This is a genomic window from Sphingomonas sp. 66-10 (genome assembly GCF_001897045.1).
Taxonomy (GTDB): domain Bacteria; phylum Pseudomonadota; class Alphaproteobacteria; order Sphingomonadales; family Sphingomonadaceae; genus Sphingomonas; species Sphingomonas lycopersici.
The window spans coordinates 21,223-41,414 of sequence record NZ_MKRR01000106.1 but is presented as its reverse complement, the minus strand read 5'-3'; the positions used below and the strand labels follow the sequence as shown (position 1 = coordinate 41,414).

Genomic DNA, 20,192 nt, shown 5'->3' with positions numbered 1-20,192 from the left:
CCGTCCGTGATATTATGGTCTCTAGAGCGTGGCATAGATGCTGATCGCGAGATCGAGATCCGCGAATTCGCGCCCGTAGCCGTTTTTGAGGATCAGCGCAGAGCTGCAATATTCCCGTATGATGCCCGTATCGTGGCTTACGAGAATCATCGCCGCGTCACGCCGGTCGCGGAACAGCGCGTCGTGGCACTTCTGATGGAAGCGTTGATCGCCCACCGCGATGACCTCATCGATCAGGAAACAATCGAAATCGATCGCGAGAGTCAGCGCGAAGGCCAGCCGGGCGCGCATGCCCGAGGAATAATATTTCACCGGTAACAAGAGGTTGCTGCCCAGCTCGGCGAAATCGTCGACCCGCGCGATCGTTTCCTCGATCGGGTGGTTGTAGATGCGCGCGATGAAGCGGATATTATCGAACCCCGTCATGCTCGCTTCGAAGCCGCCGCCGAACGCGAGCGGCCAGGACATCGACATGCCGCGGCGGATCGCGCCGGTGGTCGGCCGCTCGACGCCCCCGATGATCTTGACCAGCGTCGATTTTCCCGCGCCGTTGCGACCGAGCACCGCGAGTTTCTGGCCGCGCGCGATCGTGAAATTGATGTCGGTGAGGACCCGCTTCGGCCCGGTTGGCGTCTCGTAGATCTTGCTGATCCGATCCGCCACGATCGCCCCGCCGGGCTGAACATGCCCAGCGCGTTCTTCGCGCGGCGGGGTGAGGAGCTCGGGCAGGTTAGTCATGAGCAAGAAACAATTCGGAAAGCGAACGGACGATCCACAATACCGCAATGGTAAGCGCCATAACGATCAACAGGTTGATCCAGGCGCGCGGATAACGCGGTTCGTCAGGGCGGTTCGGTTGCGAAATGCGTTCGACGTACAATTGCGCGCGATTGGCGTTCGCGCGGGCGCCGGCGAGCACCATGCTCGCTGCGAGCAGGCGCTTCTCGGCGATATCGCGCTGCGCGTTCAGCTCTTCATATGGTCGAATCCGGCTTGCCAGCGAGTTGGGGGCACCCGCCGTAGCGGCAACCTGGCGGGACAATTCCGCCTCCAGTGCGGTGCGGCGCGCCCTGAGCTGACCGATCGCGGGGCTGTTCGGCGCAACGCGCAGCATCTGTGCCAGCTCGACATTGCTCCGCGCCAACTCGCTGGCGACCCCGGAGCTATTCTTGATCGCGGCGGTCGCTTCGAGTTTCGGTTCCAGGACGCGCAGATCGTTACGGGTACGGTTTAGCTTGTCCAGCGTGGTTTCCAGCGAACGCGTGGCGGTGTCGACTTCCTGCTGCGCGGACTCGATGATGTTGGCCCGGGCCCGGTCGTTGAGCGCGTTCACCATCCGCTCGGACGCCTGCATCACGCGGAACGCGATTGCCTGCGCCTGATCGGGGGAGAATGCCTCCACCTCGACGTGGGTGATATTGGTCGATGGATCGAACTTGGCATGGATATAATGCTGCAGATGGCGGTACAGATCCTCCTTGCTGTTCCCGGAGACGAGCGAGGGGAAAGCGGAAAAGGGATCGAGGCCGCTCGCACCGAACATGCGCGTCACGAGCCCATCATGATCGAGCAGGGCCAGCATGTCGCGCGAGCCGACGAACGATACGATCGCCTCGCTATTGTCGGTGCCGCCGCCCGTTGCCGCCATGTTGAGGATACTGAAACGCTCGCGCGAGCTGTCGATCGAACGGACGACATAGCTGAATTCGGAGCTGAACCGCGGGGTGGCGATCACGAAATTATACAGCATTGTGCCGATCATGATCGCGAGGAACACGCCCAGCAGGATGTGATCGCGCCGACGCGCGGTGAGGTCGGCAGCTTCGTCGGAATCCCGCAGCGCCTCGAGCAGCACGAGCTGCCGGTTGCGCGCGGCGGCATCGGTCGGTTCGGTCGTCACGCTTCGGCTCGCGGGTTGCATCCTGGCGTCATTCCAACTCGATATGCCGCTGGGCCTTGAGGACCAATACCCAACCGATGGCGTTGACCGCGACGGTCCACACAAGGATGTAGCTGACGTCCCAGCTGGTGGGCACCTCGGCACCGAAATAGCCGGCTCTCAACATCTCCGAGAGGTTCACCAGCGGCGACCAGAGCACGAGCGGACGAAGCGCGGCCGGCAGCCAGTAAACCATGTAGAACACGCCCGTAAGGGGGAGGATGATATACATGATCGGCTGCACCACCCGTTCGAACGCATCCGAGAAATGCGCGAGCGCGGTGATGATCAGCGAGAAGCCGAAGGTGAATGCGCACATCAATGTCCAGGCGCCGAGCAGGATCAGATAATCGTCCACGGGGGGGATCAGATCGAGCATCTGCAACGGAATATAGGCCACGAAGAAGGAGATCATCGTCCCGATGCTCTCCAGCAATCCGCGCGCGACGAGGATGTCGGCCGGTTTGACGTGGCGGTGAAACAGCAATCCCGAACCGTGGCGGAAGGTGTGCATGAGACGGGCGACCATATGCCGCCACAGCGTCATGAACGTATAGCCGGTGAGCACCAGCGGGATCACGCGGACCCCGTGGTTGCGCTCGCCGTAGATGAGCGACCAGGAGATCATCACGCCCAGGGTAAGCATCAGCGGTTCGATTACCTGCCACATGAACCCGATATTGTGATGCCCGAAACGCGCCATCAGCTCGCGGATCAGCAACGCATTGATCGTTCGGCTTTTTTTTCGAAACCGCGGGAAGAACGTGGTCGCCATGTCGCTAGCTCATGTTCAGATGTTCGCGGCTGCCCGAAAGCAGCAGGTAGAAGATCAGGAACGCCCAGAATGCCAGCAGCGCGGTGGTCAGGATATAGCGCAGGCGGCGCGGTTCCAGCGGATCGTCCGACAAATTGGGTCGTGCGATGAACTCGATGAACACCTGCTGGCGATCCGCTTCGGAGCGCGCGTCATCGAATTGCTTCTGCGCCGCTTCATAGCTTTTCTCGGCCATCGCCTGTTCGACGAGTTGCTGTTCGTATCCGCCCAGCTTGCCCGACAGCGAATCGCGCTCGCCGGTCAATTGACCCTGCTGCGCCGCGACCTGCGCGGAAAGAGCCGCGACGCGCTGGCGCAGCGCGGGGATCGCCGGATTGCCTGGCGCGCGCGCCACCATCGTCTGTAAGTTGACGACGAGCTGCGCGAGTTCCTGCCGCAGCGACGAACCCCGCTCGACAGTCGCGACCGCGCTCTCGCGGGGATCAACCGTGCCCGCGGTTTCACGGTAGCGGGCGAGATCGACCGTGGACTGCGCCAGCCGGCGCGTCGCCTCGTTCAGCGCGCGCTCGGAATCGGCAAGCGCGTCGCGTCGCGCCCGCACGTTGAGTTGGTTGACCCGTTGCTCGCTCATTTCGACGATGCGATCGAGGAGCGCCTTGGCGTCCTCGGGTCGGTAGGCGCTGACCTTCACCGTCGTGATTCCGCTTTCCGGATCCTTTTCGACGGTCACCTGCCGAATGAAATAGCGGAACAGCGCCTCGTCCGTTTTCCCGTCCGCCGAAAACCTGCCGAATCGGCTGATCACGTCGGCGCCGGGCCGGGTATAGACGGCCCGCAGATCGATCGTTTTCTCGATCGCCCGCATCAGGTCGCGGGACTGGATATAATCGGCGATCGCAAAGGCATCGTCATTGGCCCGCATGATGCCGAAATCCTGGAGATAGGCGGCGGCCCCCTGCGCGGCGGGCTTGTTGGCGGAGCGGACGATGAAACGCGCTTCGGAGATATATCGATCCGATGCGATGAGCCCGAAATAGATCAGCGCAAGCAGCGTTGGCAGGATGAAGACGAGGACGAACAGCACCCGGCCGTAATGCGCCGACAGATAGGCGCGCACCGCGCCGGGCTTGTCGCCGGACGCCGCGCTGAGCGACTGCAATTTGGTTTGGCCGGCGCTCATTCGCGTTCCGCTGCCAGATAGCGATATGTCGCCGCAACGCCGTCGGTGAGGCCAGTGGCGGGAAGGGGGGCGCCGATCGCCGCAAGCTTCGCCATCCGCGCCTCGGTGAAATATTGATAACGCCCCGCGAGGGTCGGTGGCATGTCGATGAACTCGATTGCCGGTTCGCGATCCAGCGCGGCGAACATGGCCGCGCCGACATCGAGCCAGGTCCGCGCCTTGCCCGTCCCTATATTGTAGAGATCCGACGGGAAATCATTGTCCAGCATCCAGGCGATCACCGCCACGCAATCGTCGACATGGACGAAATCGCGCTTCTGCCCGCCGTCCGGATAATCGGAGCGGTCGGAGCGGAACAGCCTGAGGCTGCCGCCATCGCGCAGATGCTCAAAATGAGTGGTCATCACGGAACGCATCGAGCCCTTGTGCTGCTCGCGGGGACCATAGACGTTGAAGAATTTCAATCCCGCCCAACGCGGCGGCGTCTGCTCGCCGCGACGCACGCTGCCCAGCGCCATGCGATCGAAGGCGAGTTTGCTCCACCCATAGGGATTGAGCGGGCGCAACCGGCCAAGATAATCCTCGTCCGAGCGATCGTCGAAGCCGAGGCTCCCGTCGCCATAGGTTGCGGCGGACGACGCGTAGATGAATGGAATCCCGCGTTGCGCGCAGAAATGCCACAGCGTGCGGCTGAGCTGGATGTTGCTCCGCACGATCAGGTCGACATCGCGCTCGGTGGTGGCGCTGATTGCGCCCATGTGGACGACGCCCGACAGCGACCGGCCGTCTTCGGCCAGAAACGAATCGAGCTCCTCGGGGAAAACGAACCGGTCCACCGCCGCGTGCCGCAGGTTTTTCCATTTGTCGTCGGTGCCGAACCGGTCGAGCACGGCGATCGGTTCCCGGCCTTGTAGCGCGGTGACGATGTTCGCGCCGATAAAGCCTGCGCCGCCCGTAATGAGAATCATGATCGATCGTTACCCGAGTTCGCGTTTCCGCTCCAACTAACCACCCGACAGGCCTTCAGCTCTGATCCGCCGGCTCCGCGCGCCGGCGGATGCGCTCGACCGCGCGTGTGGTCGACAACCCCGGGACCAGATCGATGAGGTGAACCCGGCCACCAGCGGCCTTGACCTCGCGTGCGCCTACCACCTTATCCTCGGTATAATCGGCACCTTTGATCAATTCGGTCGGCAAAAGGGCGGTAATCAGATCCAGCGGCGTATCCTCGTCGAAGACGACGACGAGGTCGACCGCATCGATCGCGGCGAGTACCTGCGCGCGCGACGATTCGGGCTGGATCGGGCGCTCGGGGCCCTTCAGCCGTGATACCGAGGCGTCGCTATTGAGCCCGACGACGAGCCGGTCGCAACGCGCGCGTGCCTGCCGCAATATCTCGATATGGCCTGCGTGGACGATATCGAAACAGCCGTTGGTAAAACCGACGCGCAACCCCTCTTGCTTCCAATGCGCCACCTGCCGTGCGGCCTCCGCGCGGCTGCAGATGGCGCCGGTCTGTCGCCCGTCGACCGCGGCGACGGCCTCCGCCAGCTCGATGCGGCTCAGCGTCGCGGTGCCCAGCTTGCGAACCACCGCGCCCGCGCCCGCGTTCGCCAGCATCGCGGATTCCTCCATGGCCATGCCCGCAGCGATGCCCGCCGAAAAGATCGCGAGCGCGGTATCGCCCGCACCCGATACATCATAAACCTCGGTCGCCGTGGCGTGGAAATGCTGCATCGCCGATCCCGGGCGAAACAGCGCCATCCCGTCCTCCGAAAGCGTCAGCAAGATGGCGGCGCCCGTCGCCTCCATCGCCCGATCGGCGGCGGCGCGGCGCGAGGGGCCGTCCGAACAGGGGGTTCCGGTGAAGGCGGCCAGTTCGCTTCGGTTCGGCTTGATCGCGGTCGCGCCGGCATAAACGGCGAGATCGCGCCTTTTGGGATCGACGATGACCGGAACGTTCGTTTCACGACACCGATCGATCACGTGCCGGAGCACGCGGTCGCTCAACACCCCTTTGGCATAGTCGGAGATGGCAACAGCGGTATAGTCGCCCAGCGCATCCTCGAAACGTGCGATAAGCTGTTCTTCGATCGCGGCATCGATCGGGGTCGCGTCCTCCTCGTCGCATCGCAGCAACTGCTGACTGCCGCTGACGAGGCGCGTCTTGAGCGTCGTCACGCGTGCGGGTGCGATCACCAGCAGCTCGGGGTCGACGTCCAGCGCTTCGATCATCTGCCGGCAATGCCGCCCGGCATCATCGGCGCCGATCATGGCGATCAATCCGCACTCGCATTGCAGCGCGACGAGGTTCGCCAGAACATTGCCCGCGCCGCCCAGCATGGTCCGTTCGCTCGCGACATGCATGACCGGGACCGGCGCCTCGGGAGAGATTCTGGTCACGGTGCCATAACGAAATTTGTCGAGCATCACGTCGCCGATGACGAGCACGCGGGCGTCGTCGAACGAGAAGCGCTGCGGAAGGGAAGTCGACACTTTGGGTCTCGCTATTCGCGTTGATACTCGAATGTCCGGCGATGACGGCAATTCACGCCAACGGCAAGCTCACCACGGAAGCCCGCTGAAATGCCCGTGCCCGCTGCGATGACGAAGCAGCTCGGCGAAAGCGAAAAAGAGATGATAGAGCGTCGATGCCGGCACATGATCGGATTTAGCACGGTAGCTATCGCCCTCGAGGCAATCGATCCAAAAGCCATTGGCGAGACGGGCGGCGGGGCCGGAAGGCTGCGACGTCAGGAAATAGGCGGAGATGCGATCGAGGTTGGCGTCGATCGCGGCCGCGTCGAATCCGGGGCCGCTGTTGTGGCGTTCGCGCATCGCGATCTGCGCCTTGAGGAATTCCGTGTTCGGCCACACGCGCAAATCCGTCGCGATCGACTTTCCGGCCGGCGATACGGCGGAAAGCACAAGCCCGGTCTGCGGATCATGGCCGTGCCGCAAAGCGAAATCGAACAATTTGTCGGCGATGGCATAAGCGCGTGGCTGGTTCGCCAAAGCACCATATCGATGCAGGAGCCACACCCATTCATAATGGTGCCCAGGTTCGATGCGTATCGGGCCATCGATGCCAAGCGGCCGCCACGCGTCGTCGAAGAATTCCGCCAGCGTGGATGTCGCGCGGTCGATCAGAACATCCTCCGCCAGTGCGAAAAGGTCGTCGGCCAGGGCGCGAAACGCTGGCCGTCCGGAAAATGCCGCGAGAAAGATCGCCGCCTCGAAGAGGTGCATATGCGGGTTCTGCTGATGCGGCCCCGCCTTGTCCGCTCGCGCGACGAAACCGCGGCCCGAAGGGCTTGCAAGCAGCAAGCGCAGGTTCGCGATCGATTCCTCCGCGACGAACAACGCGCGCCTATCACCCGAAAAACGGTACCACCAGGCCATCGCGAAGAGCCCGAAGGCAATATCGTACAGGTCGGCGGCGGGATCGAGCACGGAACCGTCCGGCGCGAGCAGGCAAAGGAATTGCCCGTCTTCCACGCCATGTTCCATCAAGGCGCGCGCGGCACGCGGCGCAGCGGATGCTGCCGCTTGCATCCCGCCGATCGCCGCATGACTCAGCACATAGGTCTGTCGGGCCATCACCCTGACCCGGCGGAAGCCAGGCTCGACCGGGCGCCCCGACCAGTCAAATCGCTCAAAGACCGGCGGGCCGGCCAACTGCGCGGGATCTGGATGAAGCAGGCGATCATAGTCGAATGCACGCAGCCACGACCACGGCTCGAAGCGCGTGTCGATATCGGTGCGGCGCAGGTTGGTTGCGTGCATCTCGTCAACCGTTCCTGATGTGACGGGCCGCCACACAACGCCGGGCAGCAAGAAATGGTGTCATGATACGATTCGCCCAGGCTCGAGTTCCGCGATGCTCGCGACGCATTTGACGCGCGGGCCGAAGCCGTCACGTCGTTGCTCGGCAATCCACTGCTCGACCGCTGCGCGCTCCCTGGCACCGTGGCCGGTTAGAACATGTATCGCGTGACCGACGCCGGCGTCAGCCGCGGCGACGATGTCGGTCAGGCTATCGCCCACCATGATCGATCCGGCCAGATCCAGCTGCAGATCCTCCGCGGCGGCCCTGATCATCCCGCCTCGCGGCTTTCGCCAGGGATGGTCGACCGCGTAGGGATCGCGCCCTTCAAGGTGGAACGGACAGGCATAAGAGGCATCGACCGCGCCCGATCCCAGTCGTTCGAGCACGGCGGAGTCGACGGCGTGATATTGTTCGGGGCTGACGAGTCCGCGCGCCACGCCCGACTGGTTCGTGACGATGATGACGGCGAAACCGGCCGCGCGGAACGTGCCAATCGTCTCGAGCGCGCCAGGAATGAGGGAAACCGCCTCAGGATCCGACAGATAGGCGATATTCTCGATGATCGTTCCGTCGCGATCGAGGAACAGCGCGGGCGTGCCCGCGGCGGGGCGCGATGCAATGTTGACCCATTGCGCCAGACCGTCTTCCCGCGCCATCACCGCGCCGGCCCGATCGCACCAGCCACCGCGTCGAGTACCTCGTCGGCCGTAATCGCGGCCAGGCAGGGGCTGAGCGAGCGGCGCCGGGTTATCTGGCAGGGCATATCTTCGTTACGCCAGCAAGGGACGCACCCAAAGGTTTGCGGTTTCCACAAAATGGTGACGTTGCGATGATGGCGGGTAAAGGTACGCGCGTCGGTCGGACCGAAGAGCGCGACCGTCGGAACGTCGTGCGCCGCGGCTGCGTGGAGAAATGCGCTGTCGACGCACACCATGGCTTCGATCCGCGAAACGAGTGCCAGCGAATTGGCCAATGCGACGCCGGCGGTCGTGACGATCCCCGGCCCCTGCGGCAAGCCCTCACCGACATGATGGAAAATCAGGACGTCATAATGTTGCGCTAGCGCCGAGATGATCTCGCCGATGGCGGGATGATCTTTGTAGCTGTCGCGTGAATAAGGCTGCACACCGACGATCGGCCGCGCGCCCAAGCCCTTTTCGATCAGGAAGGCATCACAGAATGCGGCTTCCTCGGCATTCCCGAACGAATTGATGCGCCAGCCCTGCGCTTTCAGTTCGGCGCGGCGGACGCCCATCGCCGCAGCGAAAATTTCGACCCGGCCGCGCTTCACATACGGCCGCGCTCCGCTTTCGTAGCGGCCCGCGGGGCATAGGCTGAGGTTGACGAAGCGGCGGTAGCGGGAGATATCGATAGGCGGCCCGTCAATGTCGATCAGCCGAACGTGCGGATTATTGGCGAAGACGGGAAAGAATTTCCGCGGGATCGCGAAATCGACCGGCGTTTTTTGACGCCGGGCGAGCGCCTCAAGGCCGGGCTCCATCATCAGCAGATCGCCGATTCCGCCCATCGCCCGCGTGACGAGTGTCGTGCCCTTCCGATTCATGCGCAGCGAGAATGGCGAGCTGAAGCGGGACGGTCGGCGCAATGTCCAGTAGCCGAACGTCATCGTCGCCTGATACAACCAGCGCATCGCAAAAGCGGCGATATTGCGGCGAATCCCGATATGGCCGCGCGCGGCGCGCAGATAGCCCGCGGACGCCCAGCGGATCAGCGCCGAGCGCAGCCGGGCGCTGTCGCCGGCCGGCTCGCGGTTGACATAAGGCGCCATCCTGATTGCGACGGCGAAGATCGACCGCTTGTTGGTCTGCGCGGCCCCGCCCTCGTCCGCTTCGACGTTACGTGACGGGCGAGGGAAAGCCGCCCACCCGTTTGCCTGTGCCGACAGCCACGCGCCGAACGCGATATGGGAAAGCGGCTCGGCCGGCACCGTTCCCTGTTGCAGATGTGCTTGGGCGAACAGCTCCGTGAGTTCGGCGCAATGTTTCACGTTTTCGACGGCATAGGGGCGCAGCACAAGGTGGGATACGAGATCCAGCACCCGTTCGGTCCTGCCCATGAAGAGCAGCACCTTGCCGCGCAGTACAAGGACCGCGGTCGCCTCGCTGGGATAGACCGAGCGGCAAAAGGCATGAAATGCGCCGATGATTTCTTCGAATCGCGCGGTGATGCTCGCGTCGCGGGTGCGAAACTGCGGCCTGCACTGTTCGAAAAAACCGCTGAGTGATTCGGTGATCCGTCCGCAATCGCTCGGGCGGATGATCGGATAGCCCGAGACGGTCGATCCCTGATCGCGCAGACGCGCGAACACGCGCTCGATTCTGCGAAATTCGGAAAAGCTGCTCTCGTCGAGAAATTCGGCGAAGAAGCGCGCCAGCAAGTCCGGATCTTCGTCCTGCCGGGCCACGCGGGTGATGAACTCCACCGTTACCGTCCCGCCGGGCGAGAGGCGGCTCCTTTGTCATGAACAGACCAGTCGCCCCGCCGCAACTGACCGGGCGTCAACGCGATTCGATCATGGTGCGGCTGACAACGAGACATCAGAAATCCGCCCCATCGATCGCGACCGCCCGACCTTCCAGCGATGCCTTTGAATTGCCACCCGACGAACGGGCACCGCGCGACACCGGCTCCAGATGATGCGCTTCATGATGCGGCAGCGTTTTCAGCCAACTTTCGACGCCGTCGAAATGGTTTTTCCAACTCGGCGCCTGATAGTCGCGCAAGAGCCGGAGCTGGCGGCTGCGATCCGGCCCGTTTTCGAGGAACGAGAGGATCGTGCGCTCCCAGGAAACCGCGTCGAGCGGATCGAGCAGCGTCGGAATGCCCTCGCCGATCTCGCGGAAACAAGGCAGATCGCTGGCGATGACCGGGGTGCCGACCTGCAGCGCCTCGACCAGCGGCAGCCCGAAGCCCTCGGCGAACGATGGCATGAGCAACGCACGCGCGGTCGCCATCCAGCGACCCAATTCCTCGTCGCCGCAATGCGAAAGCGTGACCACATGGTCGCCGATGATGTGGCACCGCTCGAGCATGCCCTCGACGTGGCTTGCCTGCGCGCCTTTTTGCCCGATGATCACCAGCTTCGGCGTCGCCTCGCCCAGGCGCTCTGCGAGCCGTCGCCAGATCTGCAGCAGGAGATAATGGTTCTTCCGCGCTTCGATCGTTCCCACGCATACGAAATGCTGCGGCGCCTTGAACGGGATCGCCTGAGGCCGCGCGAATTGCGCGCCCGCCAGCCATGCGGCGATCACCGGTGGGGTTCGGAGCCCCTCAAGTTCCGCGAAACGCTGCAGTTCCTGGGTTGACGCCTCGGAATTGGTGATGATGCCGGCGGCATGAGCGATCGCGTTCGTCACGCGGCCGCGGTGCCGGTCGACCGAGCTGGGATTGCAGAATTCCGAATGCGTCAGCGGGATCAGGTCGTGGATCAGATATATGGCCCGCAACCGATTCTCGCCGACCCAGCGAACGAGCCGATCGAGATCGACATCGGTGTGTCCGACATTGAGGTAGAAAGCGCCGCCGCAATCGAATCTGGTCTTCCCGGCCGCCAAGGCTGCCGGCGCAAGCGCGAGCAACCTGGCCTTGAAATTCTCATCGTCGTCGAGAAGCATGTCGAACAGTCTTTCGGAATGCTTCACCGAAAGAATGCGTGGAATGCCGCGATATTGGACGAGCGCCTGCGATCGCTCCCGGAAATTTTCCAGATAGGCATAGCAGACCCGATCTATCCCCGTCGCCAGCCGGCGCGACCAGCTTCGCCAAATAAGGCGGCTCACATCAAGTACGAATTCGCGTTCCAGCATGCTTAGGCGTATTCGACCTGAGAAACTATCAGCGTGCGGTCGAGCGTAATGCTCGACTTACCATCACCTCATAATGGCCGCTATCGGATGAGTTCCCTTCGCTTAGGATAGATGCAGCGGCGACATCGGATGCGCGCTGCTTATGCGGGCTGGAAAATAACATATCCATATCGGTTCCGCCTCGCACAAAAACTCCTACGCTACGGGAATCTGCCCTTATTCGCCCATCCTGTCGAGCGTCAATTGGCCCGCATTCGATTAACCTTCATTTCGGCCCGAATTTCGGGAGTTCGCCGCAGAACCCGCCGATAGACGTCCAGATTGTCGTGCGCGAACCGACGCCATTCGAAGCGCACCGCCCTTTGAAGCCCCTTTTGCTTCAGCGTGGCAGCAAGCGATGAATTTTCGATGACACGCCGCAGCGCCGCGGCCATCGCGTGAACGTCGTCGGGGTCGGCGAGCAATCCCGCCTCTCCGACGACCTCCAGCATTGCGGACCGGCCGCTCGTCACGACCGGGCAGCCGCAGGCCATTGCCTCCGCCAGCGGTAAACCGAAACCCTCGCAATAGGAGGGGTGGAGCAGCGCTTTCGCGGCGTTGAACAGCAACGTAAGATCGCGCTGCTCGACGAGCGGCAGGAAACGAACCCGATGGGCAATGCCGAGGCTCGTCGCCAGACGGCGTAGGCCATCGGAGCGGCGGTTGAGCCGCTGGACGAAAACCAGGTCCACATGGTCGAGCGATTCCGTCGCTTCGGCGAATATCCGCAATGCGCCCTCGTGATTTTTGTAGGGCACATATTGGCCGACGCACAGGATGAACGGCCGATCGGGTGCCAGCCCCAGGCGGCTGAGGTCCTCGGGCCGATAGGCGATCTCCCGGTAGGCGGACGATATGCCGAGCGGCGTAACCGCGATGCGGTCCGCCGCCTGCGGTGCATAACCTTCGATCGCGTGCCGGCTTGCCTCGCTGACCGTGGCGATCGCCGCGGATCGCTCGAGCGCGCGTCGAATGCCGTGCTGATAGAAGAACCTCTCCAGCAGAGACGAGAAACGCGAATTGCACCATTCGGGATTTGTCAGCCACATGATGTCGTGCACCGTTGTGACGCAGGGCATCCGCAATCGGGCCGGCATGATGTTGAATGTCGCGTGAAAGAGATCGACTTGGGAGAGATCCACAACTGCCGGCAGACGCCACATCGTCGTCGGGCTGTTCGCCGCGGCGTTCACGACGGCTTCGGTGACATTGCCGGCCGTGGACAATTGCCCTGTAAATTTCGGATTCTTGAGTAATAGGAAGTCGAGATCGGGCGCAAGTTCAGGAACCCAATCAACCAGTGCCTGGACGACTTTTGCGATTCCGCTCGGTTTCGGCCCGATATATCTGCAATCGATACACACTAATGGCATTGGCCAAACCGTCCTCACTTGCGCGGGCTCGATACAGGGGCGTTACGGGATCGAACAAGGTTAAAGGCGTTGGTTCGAGCGTTGCGGCGGACGGGAACCGGATTGCCGCGTCGAGCCGAGCCGTGCGTTGAGAGAGCTTGTAACGCCGTTGGGAAAAAGCTGATCCGGCGACTTGGCCCGGGCGGATCGGGGGCGAAGGCGCTCTCTGCTTTCCGGCTACAATCCCGAATGAAAACGGGCGCCCCGCAACGTGCGGCGCGCCCGTCCGATCACTTCAGGGTGTAGGGGCGTTTCAGCCCGCGTGCTCGGCGAGCACGGTCAGCCCCTTGGCATTGACCTCGGCGAAGCCGCCGCGGATCGCGATCGCCTCGGGCTGGCCGCCGGCGGTGCGCTGGACGAGCAATTCGCCGTCGCGGATCGTCGACATCAGCGGGGCGTGTCCCTCGAGCACCGCGAAATCGCCCTCGGAACCGGGAACGGTGACCATATGCACCGCCTCGGACCGGATCAACCGTTCGGGGGTGACGAGTTCGAAATGCAGCATCACAAATCTCCGCCCCTCCCCCGCGGGGGAGGGGAGCATTTCCCGTTACGCGTCCTGCGCGAGCTTCTCGGCCTTGGCGACCACTTCGTCGATGCCGCCGACCATGTAGAAAGCGGCTTCGGGCAGGTGGTCGTACTCGCCGTTCACCACCGCCTTGAACGAGCGCACCGTATCCTCAAGCTGGACGAACTTGCCCGGGATGTTGGTGAACACTTCGGCGACGTGGAACGGCTGCGACAGGAACTTCTGGATCTTGCGCGCGCGGCTGACGGTCAGCTTATCCTCTTCGGACAGCTCGTCCATGCCGAGGATCGCGATGATGTCCTGCAGGCTCTTGTACTTCTGGAGGATCGACTGGACGGCGCGCGCCGTCTCGTAATGCTCCTGACCGACGACGCGCGGCTCGAGAACGCGGCTGGTCGAATCGAGCGGGTCGACCGCCGGATAGATGCCGAGTTCGGAGATCGCACGGCTCAGCACGGTCGTCGCGTCGAGGTGGGCGAACGAGGTGGCCGGCGCCGGGTCGGTCAAGTCGTCGGCGGGGACGTACACCGCCTGCACCGAGGTGATCGAGCCCTTGTTGGTCGAGGTGATGCGCTCCTGCAGCGCGCCCATGTCGGTCGACAGCGTCGGCTGATAGCCCACCGCCGACGGAATACGACCGAGCAGCGCCGACACTTCCGCGCCCGCCTGGGTGAAGCGGAAGATGTTGTCGACGAAGAACAGCACGTCCTGGCCTTCCTGGTCGCGGAAATATTCCGCGATGGTGAGGCCCGACAGCGCGACGCGCGCACGCGCCCCCGGCGGCTCGTTCATCTGGCCGAACACCAGCGCGACCTTCGAGCCTTCGCTCACCGGATTGCCGTCGGCATCCTTGGCGATGACGCCCGCGTCGAGGAATTCGTGATAAAGGTCGTTGCCCTCACGGGTACGCTCGCCGACGCCCGCGAACACCGAGGTGCCGCCGTGGCCCTTGGCGATGTTGTTGATCAGTTCCTGGATGAGGACGGTCTTGCCCACGCCGGCGCCGCCAAACAGGCCGATCTTGCCGCCCTTGGCATAAGGCGCGAGCAGGTCGATCACCTTGATGCCGGTGACGAGGATCGCGGCTTCGGTCGACTGGTCGACGAACAACGGGGCCGGCGCGTGGATCGGCGCATGATGCTCCGAATTGACCGGGCCGCGCTCGTCGATCGGCTCGCCGACGACGTTGAGGATGCGCCCCAGCGTCTTCGGGCCGACCGGCACGGTGATCTGCGCACCGGTGTCGGTGACGGTCTGGCCGCGGGTCAGGCCCTCGGTCGAGTCCATCGCGATCGTGCGAACGGTGTTCTCGCCGAGGTGCTGCGCGACCTCGAGCACCAGCCGGTTGCCGTTATTGTCGGTTTCCAGCGCCGACAGGATCGCCGGCAGGTGGGTGTCGAACGACACGTCGACGACCGCGCCGATCACCTGGCTGATGCGGCCCACATTGGTGCTGCCCGTGGTCGGGGGATCCTCGAGGACGGTGGCCATGTTCTCCTTCCTGCTTCTCGTAGCTTAGAGCGCTTCCGCGCCGGAGATGATTTCCACCAGCTCGGTCGTGATCGCGGCCTGGCGGGTGCGGTTATACTGGATCGTGAGGCGATTGATCATGTCGCCGGCGTTGCGCGTCGCATTGTCCATCGCGGTCATGCGGCTGCCCTGTTCCGACGCGGCGTTTTCGAGCAGCGCGCGGAAGATCTGCACCGCGACGTTGCGCGGCAGCAGATCGGCGAGGATCGATTCCTCGTCGGGCTCGTAGGTCACCGCCGCGCCGCCGTCATTGGCGGTCTCGACGCTGGTCGGCACCGCGACCGGGATGATCTGCTGCCCGACCGGCTCCTGCACCAGCGCCGACTGGAACTTGGCGTAGAACAGATGCGCGATATCGAACTCGCCTGCCTCGTAGCGGCGGATGAGATCGCTGGCGATCGCCTGCGCATCGTCGAACGCGACCGTCTTGATCGCGCTCATGTCATGATCGGCGGCGATACCGTTGGGGAAGAAGCGCCTGAGCACGCGCCCCTTCTTGCCCGCGATATAGAAACGCACGGTCTTGCCCGCGGCTTCCAGCTCGGCGGCCTTGCGGCGCGCGGCGCGGACGATGTTGGTGTTGAACGCGCCGGCGAGGCCACGCTCCGAGGTCGCGACGACCAGGAGGTGGACCTGTTCCTTGCCGGTGCCGGCGAGCAGCTTGGGCGAGCTTTCGCTCACCGTCACCTTGCTTGCCAGGCTCGCCATCACCGCCTCGAGCCGCTCGGCATAGGGGCGGCCCTGAACGGCAGCCTCCTGCGCACGGCGCAGCTTGGCGGCGGCGACCATCTTCATCGCCTTGGTGATCTTCTGCGTCGACTTCACCGAGCCGATGCGGATCTTGAGGGCCTTTAGAGAAGCCATTTCAATCCTTCATGTGTTCCCGCGCGGGGCGGGAGCCCATCGATCGGGTTACGCGAACGTCTTGGCGAAAGCGTCGAGCGCGGCCTTGGTCTTGGCCTTCACCTCGTCGCCGAAATCGCGGCTGTCGCGGATCGCGGTGAGGATGTCGGCATGCGCTTCGCGCATATGCGCCAGCATCGCCGCTTCGTACCGCACCACGTCCGCCACCGGCACCGTATCGAGATAGCCGTTGGTGCCGGCGAAGATCGACACCGTCTGCTCCTCGAACGGCAGCGGGTTGAACTGCGGCTGCTTGAGCAGCTCGGTGAGGCGCGCGCCGCGGTTCAAGAGCTTCTGCGTCGAGGCGTCGAGGTCCGAGCCGAACTGCGCGAAGGCCGCCATTTCGCGATACTGCGCGAGCTCGAGCTTGATCGAGCCCGACACCTTCTTCATCGCCTTGGTCTGCGCCGAGGAGCCGACGCGGCTGACCGAGAGGCCGACGTTGATCGCCGGGCGGATGCCCGCGAAGAACAGGTCGGTTTCGAGGAAGATCTGGCCGTCGGTGATCGAGATCACGTTGGTCGGGATGTACGCCGACACGTCGCCCGCCTGGGTCTCGATGATCGGCAGCGCGGTGAGCGAGCCGTTGCCGTTGGCGTCGTTCATCTTCGCCGCGCGCTCCAGAAGGCGCGAGTGGAGATAGAAAACGTCGCCCGGATAGGCTTCGCGGCCCGGCGGACGGCGCAGCAGCAGCGACATCTGACGATAAGCGACCGCCTGCTTGGAAAGGTCGTCATACACGATCACGGCGTGCATGCCGTTGTCGCGGAAATATTCGCCCATCGCGCAGCCGGTGTAGGGCGCGAGGAACTGCAGCGGCGCCGGCTCCGACGCGGTGGCGGCGACGACGATCGAATATTCCATCGCGCCATTCTCTTCGAGCTGGCGGACGATCTGCGCGACGGTCGAGCGCTTCTGGCCGACCGCGACATAGATGCAATAGAGCTTCTTGCTCTCGTCGCTGCCCTTGTTGACGCCCTTCTGGTTGATGAAGGTGTCGATCGCGACGGCGGTCTTGCCGGTCTGGCGGTCGCCGATGATCAGCTCGCGCTGGCCGCGGCCGACCGGCACCAGCGCGTCAATCGCCTTGAGCCCGGTCTGCACCGGTTCGTGGACCGACTTGCGCGGGATGATGCCCGGCGCCTTCACCTCGACGCGGCGGCGCTCGGTCGCCTCGATCGGGCCCTTGCCGTCGATCGGGTTGCCGAGGCCGTCGACCACGCGGCCGAGCAGACCCTTGCCGACGGGAACGTCGACGATCGTGCCGGTGCGCTTGACGGTGTCGCCTTCCTTGATCTCCGAATCGGTGCCGAAGATCACGACGCCGACGTTGTCGGCCTCGAGGTTGAGCGCCATGCCCTGCACGCCATTGGCGAACTCGACCATTTCGCCCGCCTGGACGTTGTCGAGGCCGTAGATGCGCGCGATGCCGTCACCGACGCTCAGCACCTGGCCGGTCTCGCTGACCTGTGCCTCGGTGCCGAAATTGGCGATCTGGTCCTTGATGACCTTGGAGATTTCTGCGGCGCGGATATCCATTTACGTCAGCCTTTCATCGCGCTGGCGAGCGCATTCAAACGGGTGCGGATCGACGAATCGATCATCTGGGAACCGATGCGGACGACAAGCCCGCCGAGCAGCGCCGGATCGACGGCCAGTTCGACCGAAACCTCGCGGCCGATTCGCTGGCGCAGCTGCTGCTTCAATTCGGCGACCTGATCGTCGGCGAGCGGATGGGCGCTGGTCACCTCGGCGGTGACTTCGCCCCGGTGGCGCGCGGCGAGCGCACGGAACGCGCGGATGATCGCCGGCAGCTCGGCGAGGCGGCGATTGTGCGCCAGCACGCCGAGGAAATTCTTGGTCGTCGGGTCGACCCCCAGCTCGCCCGCGGTGGCGAGCACCGCCTTGGAGGCGGCATCGCGCGCGACGACCGGCGAGGTGGTCAGCGCCTTGAAATCATCCGACTGATCGAGCGCGGCGCGCACCTTGCCGAGGCTCGCCTCGACGGTTTCGATCGTCTTGGCGTCGGCCGCCAGTTCGAACAGCGCGGTCGCATAACGTCCGCCCAGGCTCGCCTGGATGCTGCCACCTTGAATACCGCTGGAACTATCCACGCGATTCGCTTTCCTCGTCGTCGACACGGGTTGCCCCGAGCGAACGGATGGCGCGGTTGCCGCACCTATACGCTTGGGTTGCGGCGCGCGTAGCAAAGGGGGTGCGGCGATGCAATCCTTGCGTCAAATCCTTTGCCGGCTGCGTTATTGCGCACGACCGCGTGCCTGCACCGCCGCACGTCGCGCTTCGACCGCCTCCGGGGTCACTCGCGCATTGGCCGCGGAAGAGACGCGATGCTCCAGCGCCAGCGCCTCCCCCATCGCCAGCGCAAAGCCCTGGTCGATCAGCCTCTTATAGTCGGCGATGAAGTCGGCATCGGCGCTGGCGATATCGGCGGCGAGCCGTTGCGCGGCGGGGAGCAGCTCGGCGGCGGGGACGGTGCGATTGACGAGACCCCAGCGCTCGGCGGTCGCGGCGTCGATGAAATTGCCGCTCAGCGAGAGTTCCTTCGCGCGCGCGAGTCCAATCAGTCGCGAGAGCTTTTGGCTGAGCCCCCAGCCGGGCATCACCCCGACCCGGGCGTGGGTATCGGCGAATCGCGCGTTTTCGCTCGCGATCACTATGTCGCAGGCCAGCGCCAGTTCGAATCCCCCGGTGATGGCGACGCCGTTGATCGCGCCGATCACCGGCTTGCGGCACGATTCGATCGCCCTGACCGGATTGTCGCTGGCGTCGGTGGCATTGGCCGCGCCGAGAGCGCCCGCGGTGGCGCCGAGTTCCTTGAGATCGAGCCCGGCGGTGAAGGCGCGCGTCCCCGCGCCGGTCAGCACGATCGCGCGCACATCGGGGTCGGCGTCGATTCGCCGCATCGCATCGTGCAGCGCGCGGCGCAGCGCGAGCGACAGCGCGTTCATCGCCGCGGGGCGGTTGAGCGTCACGGTGGCGACCCCCGCGGCGATGTCGACCAGGACGAGATCGGTGATGGCGGGCCTCCTCTTGCTATCGATCGCTTTGATCGCAAGCGACGGGATGCCCGCGACGGTCACTGCGCCTACATCAAGCCCATGACCGACGCCATCGACACCGCCGCGGCCTGGGCCGCCTTCGAAAGCCGGGATCGCAACGCCGACGGGCGCTTCGTCGTCGCGGTGCGCACCACCGGCATCTATTGCAAGCCGAGCTGCCCCGCGCGCCACCCCAGGCGCGAGAATGTCAGCTTCTTCGCCGATGGCGCGGCCGCCGCGCAGGCCGGCTATCGCGCCTGCTTGCGCTGCAAGCCCGACGAAGTGGGGCGCGATCGCATCGCGGTGGCCGAGGCGGTCGCCGCGATCGAGACCGCCGAGGAGGCGATCCCGCTCGACGAGCTCGCCGCGCGCGTCGGCTATGCCCCGCATCACTTCCACCGCCTGTTCAAGCGCGCCACCGGGGTGACCCCGGCGGCCTATGCGCGCGGGCTCAAGGCGCGCCGCGCGGCCGAGGCATTGAGCGACGAGGACCGGGTGACCCCGGTGATCTACGAAGCGGGCTATTCCGGCCCGAGCCGTTTCTACGCGCACGGCGCCAAGCGGCTCGGCATGTCGCCCGGCGCCTGGGTGCGCGGGGGGGCGGGGGTGACGATCCGCTGGACGATCGCGTCGACCAGCCTCGGCCCGCTGCTCGTCGCGGCGACCGACAAGGGGCTGTGCCGCGTCTCGTTCGACGAGGATGCGCTGGCGCTCGCCCGGCGTTTCCCGCGCGCGACGATCGAGCCGGGCGGCGCGGCGCTCGCTGCGCTCGCGGCGAAGGTGGTCGCGGCGGTCGAATCGCCCGAGCGCGATCACGACCTGCCGCTCGACGTGCGCGGCACCGCGTTCCAGGAGGCGATCTGGCAGGCCCTGCGCGCGATCCCCGCGGGCGAGACGCGCTCTTACGCCGAGCTGGCGGCGATCGCCGGCAGCCCCGGGGCGGTCCGCGCGGCGGGGAGCGCCTGCGGTGCCAATCCGGTCGCGGTGGTGATCCCATGCCACCGCGCGCAGCGCACCGACGGCAGCGCGGGGGGCTATGCTTATGGCCTCGAACGCAAGCGCGTGCTCCAGACGCGGGAGCGTGGTTAGGCAAATCTAAAGCCTTCGCGCCTAGCTCATTCGTCCGATGATGGGGGACGAGTGAGTATGAGTGCGTTCGGGCGTCGCAAC

General features: G+C 64.6%; 19 protein-coding genes. 2 read left to right on the top strand and 17 right to left on the bottom strand.

Annotated elements, in window-relative coordinates; all coding sequences use genetic code 11:
* Positions 1–21: 21 nt before the first annotated feature.
* The 10 genes from BGN95_RS09880 to BGN95_RS09835 all read right to left on the bottom strand — a co-directional run bounded on the left by BGN95_RS09880 (position 22) and on the right by BGN95_RS09835 (position 11,190).
* The gene (locus BGN95_RS09880) at positions 22–738 is read right to left on the bottom strand and encodes an ABC transporter ATP-binding protein (protein ID WP_265268811.1); all 717 of its coding nucleotides are present in this window, start codon (positions 736–738) and stop codon (positions 22–24) included.
* A complete protein-coding gene (locus tag BGN95_RS09875; protein WP_286772520.1) occupies positions 731–1,648 on the bottom strand; it encodes a KpsE/RkpR family capsule polysaccharide export protein in 918 nt (305 codons plus the stop codon). Before BGN95_RS09875 ends, BGN95_RS09880 begins: the two co-directional genes overlap by 8 nt.
* 280 nt (positions 1,649–1,928) lie before the next feature.
* Entirely contained in the window at positions 1,929–2,660 is a 732-nt protein-coding gene (locus BGN95_RS09870) for an ABC transporter permease (protein ID WP_286772519.1), read from the bottom strand.
* A 58-nt stretch (positions 2,661–2,718) separates the two neighbouring features.
* Complete coding sequence (locus tag BGN95_RS09865; protein WP_286772518.1) at positions 2,719–3,894, bottom strand: KpsE/RkpR family capsule polysaccharide export protein; 1,176 nt, start codon at positions 3,892–3,894, stop codon at positions 2,719–2,721.
* A complete protein-coding gene (gene rfaD, locus BGN95_RS09860) occupies positions 3,891–4,862 on the bottom strand; it encodes an ADP-glyceromanno-heptose 6-epimerase (RefSeq protein WP_286772517.1) in 972 nt (323 codons plus the stop codon). The genes BGN95_RS09865 and rfaD overlap by 4 nt, the downstream gene beginning before the upstream one ends.
* A gap of 55 nt (positions 4,863–4,917) precedes the next feature.
* On the bottom strand, positions 4,918–6,390 hold the full coding sequence (gene rfaE1 / locus BGN95_RS09855; protein WP_265268806.1) for a D-glycero-beta-D-manno-heptose-7-phosphate kinase: 1,473 nt from the start codon (positions 6,388–6,390) through the stop codon (positions 4,918–4,920).
* A gap of 69 nt (positions 6,391–6,459) precedes the next feature.
* Positions 6,460–7,494, bottom strand: coding sequence for an AGE family epimerase/isomerase (locus BGN95_RS27115; protein ID WP_353744696.1), 1,035 nt, complete (start codon positions 7,492–7,494; stop codon positions 6,460–6,462).
* A gap of 246 nt (positions 7,495–7,740) precedes the next feature.
* Positions 7,741–8,379, bottom strand: a complete 639-nt coding sequence (locus tag BGN95_RS09845) for a D-glycero-alpha-D-manno-heptose-1,7-bisphosphate 7-phosphatase (RefSeq protein WP_265268804.1) — start codon at positions 8,377–8,379, stop codon at positions 7,741–7,743.
* The gene (locus tag BGN95_RS09840) at positions 8,379–10,166 is read right to left on the bottom strand and encodes a glycosyltransferase family 9 protein (RefSeq protein ID WP_286772515.1); all 1,788 of its coding nucleotides are present in this window, start codon (positions 10,164–10,166) and stop codon (positions 8,379–8,381) included. Before BGN95_RS09840 ends, BGN95_RS09845 begins: the two co-directional genes overlap by 1 nt.
* Positions 10,167–10,281: 115 nt before the next feature.
* On the bottom strand, positions 10,282–11,190 hold the full coding sequence (locus BGN95_RS09835) for a glycosyltransferase family 4 protein (protein ID WP_286772514.1): 909 nt from the start codon (positions 11,188–11,190) through the stop codon (positions 10,282–10,284).
* On the opposite strand from BGN95_RS09835, the gene BGN95_RS09830 reads away from it, so the two are divergent.
* Entirely contained in the window at positions 11,167–11,556 is a 390-nt protein-coding gene (locus BGN95_RS09830) for a hypothetical protein (RefSeq protein WP_286772513.1), read from the top strand. The genes BGN95_RS09835 and BGN95_RS09830 overlap by 24 nt on opposite strands.
* Before the next feature lie 233 nt (positions 11,557–11,789).
* On the opposite strand, the gene BGN95_RS09825 is transcribed toward BGN95_RS09830, so the two are convergent.
* The 7 genes from BGN95_RS09825 to BGN95_RS09795 form a co-directional block, all read right to left on the bottom strand.
* A complete protein-coding gene (locus BGN95_RS09825) occupies positions 11,790–12,962 on the bottom strand; it encodes a glycosyltransferase family 4 protein (protein ID WP_265268801.1) in 1,173 nt (390 codons plus the stop codon).
* A 292-nt stretch (positions 12,963–13,254) separates the two neighbouring features.
* The gene (locus tag BGN95_RS09820; protein WP_179512984.1) at positions 13,255–13,506 is read right to left on the bottom strand and encodes an ATP synthase F1 subunit epsilon; all 252 of its coding nucleotides are present in this window, start codon (positions 13,504–13,506) and stop codon (positions 13,255–13,257) included.
* A 45-nt stretch (positions 13,507–13,551) separates the two neighbouring features.
* Positions 13,552–15,021: a F0F1 ATP synthase subunit beta gene (gene atpD, locus BGN95_RS09815; protein WP_286772512.1), complete on the bottom strand. Its 1,470-nt coding sequence runs from the start codon at positions 15,019–15,021 to the stop codon at positions 13,552–13,554.
* A 24-nt stretch (positions 15,022–15,045) separates the two neighbouring features.
* On the bottom strand, positions 15,046–15,924 hold the full coding sequence (locus tag BGN95_RS09810) for a F0F1 ATP synthase subunit gamma (RefSeq protein ID WP_286772511.1): 879 nt from the start codon (positions 15,922–15,924) through the stop codon (positions 15,046–15,048).
* A 48-nt stretch (positions 15,925–15,972) separates the two neighbouring features.
* Positions 15,973–17,502 carry a F0F1 ATP synthase subunit alpha gene (atpA, locus tag BGN95_RS09805; protein ID WP_179512987.1) on the bottom strand — a complete coding sequence of 510 codons (1,530 nt, stop codon included), beginning with the start codon at positions 17,500–17,502 and terminating at the stop codon, positions 15,973–15,975.
* Between the two features lie 5 nt (positions 17,503–17,507).
* Positions 17,508–18,077: a F0F1 ATP synthase subunit delta gene (locus BGN95_RS09800; protein ID WP_432423331.1), complete on the bottom strand. Its 570-nt coding sequence runs from the start codon at positions 18,075–18,077 to the stop codon at positions 17,508–17,510.
* A 144-nt stretch (positions 18,078–18,221) separates the two neighbouring features.
* Positions 18,222–19,001 carry an enoyl-CoA hydratase gene (locus BGN95_RS09795; protein WP_179513788.1) on the bottom strand — a complete coding sequence of 260 codons (780 nt, stop codon included), beginning with the start codon at positions 18,999–19,001 and terminating at the stop codon, positions 18,222–18,224.
* An 81-nt stretch (positions 19,002–19,082) separates the two neighbouring features.
* On the opposite strand from BGN95_RS09795, the gene ada reads away from it, so the two are divergent.
* Positions 19,083–20,111: a bifunctional DNA-binding transcriptional regulator/O6-methylguanine-DNA methyltransferase Ada gene (gene ada / locus BGN95_RS09790; protein WP_286772510.1), complete on the top strand. Its 1,029-nt coding sequence runs from the start codon at positions 19,083–19,085 to the stop codon at positions 20,109–20,111.
* The last annotated feature ends 81 nt before the right edge of the window (positions 20,112–20,192 follow it).

Bases quoted from the DNA above. Each gene is read 5' to 3' on its own strand.
- BGN95_RS09880 (WP_265268811.1), bottom strand. From the start codon at position 738: ATGACTAACCTGCCCGAGCTCCTCACCCCGCCGCGCGAAGAACGCGCT.
- BGN95_RS09875 (WP_286772520.1), bottom strand. From the start codon at position 1,648: ATGGCGGCAACGGGCGGCGGCACCGACAATAGCGAGGCGATCGTATCG.
- BGN95_RS09865 (WP_286772518.1), bottom strand. From the start codon at position 3,894: ATGAGCGCCGGCCAAACCAAATTGCAGTCGCTCAGCGCGGCGTCCGGC.
- rfaD (WP_286772517.1), bottom strand. From the start codon at position 4,862: ATGATTCTCATTACGGGCGGCGCAGGCTTTATCGGCGCGAACATCGTC.
- BGN95_RS27115 (WP_353744696.1), bottom strand. From the start codon at position 7,494: ATGGCCCGACAGACCTATGTGCTGAGTCATGCGGCGATCGGCGGGATG.
- BGN95_RS09845 (WP_265268804.1), bottom strand. From the start codon at position 8,379: ATGGCGCGGGAAGACGGTCTGGCGCAATGGGTCAACATTGCATCGCGC.
- BGN95_RS09825 (WP_265268801.1), bottom strand. From the start codon at position 12,962: ATGCCATTAGTGTGTATCGATTGCAGATATATCGGGCCGAAACCGAGC.
- BGN95_RS09820 (WP_179512984.1), bottom strand. From the start codon at position 13,506: ATGCTGCATTTCGAACTCGTCACCCCCGAACGGTTGATCCGGTCCGAG.
- atpD (WP_286772512.1), bottom strand. From the start codon at position 15,021: ATGGCCACCGTCCTCGAGGATCCCCCGACCACGGGCAGCACCAATGTG.
- BGN95_RS09810 (WP_286772511.1), bottom strand. From the start codon at position 15,924: ATGGCTTCTCTAAAGGCCCTCAAGATCCGCATCGGCTCGGTGAAGTCG.
- atpA (WP_179512987.1), bottom strand. From the start codon at position 17,502: ATGGATATCCGCGCCGCAGAAATCTCCAAGGTCATCAAGGACCAGATC.
- ada (WP_286772510.1), top strand. From the start codon at position 19,083: ATGACCGACGCCATCGACACCGCCGCGGCCTGGGCCGCCTTCGAAAGC.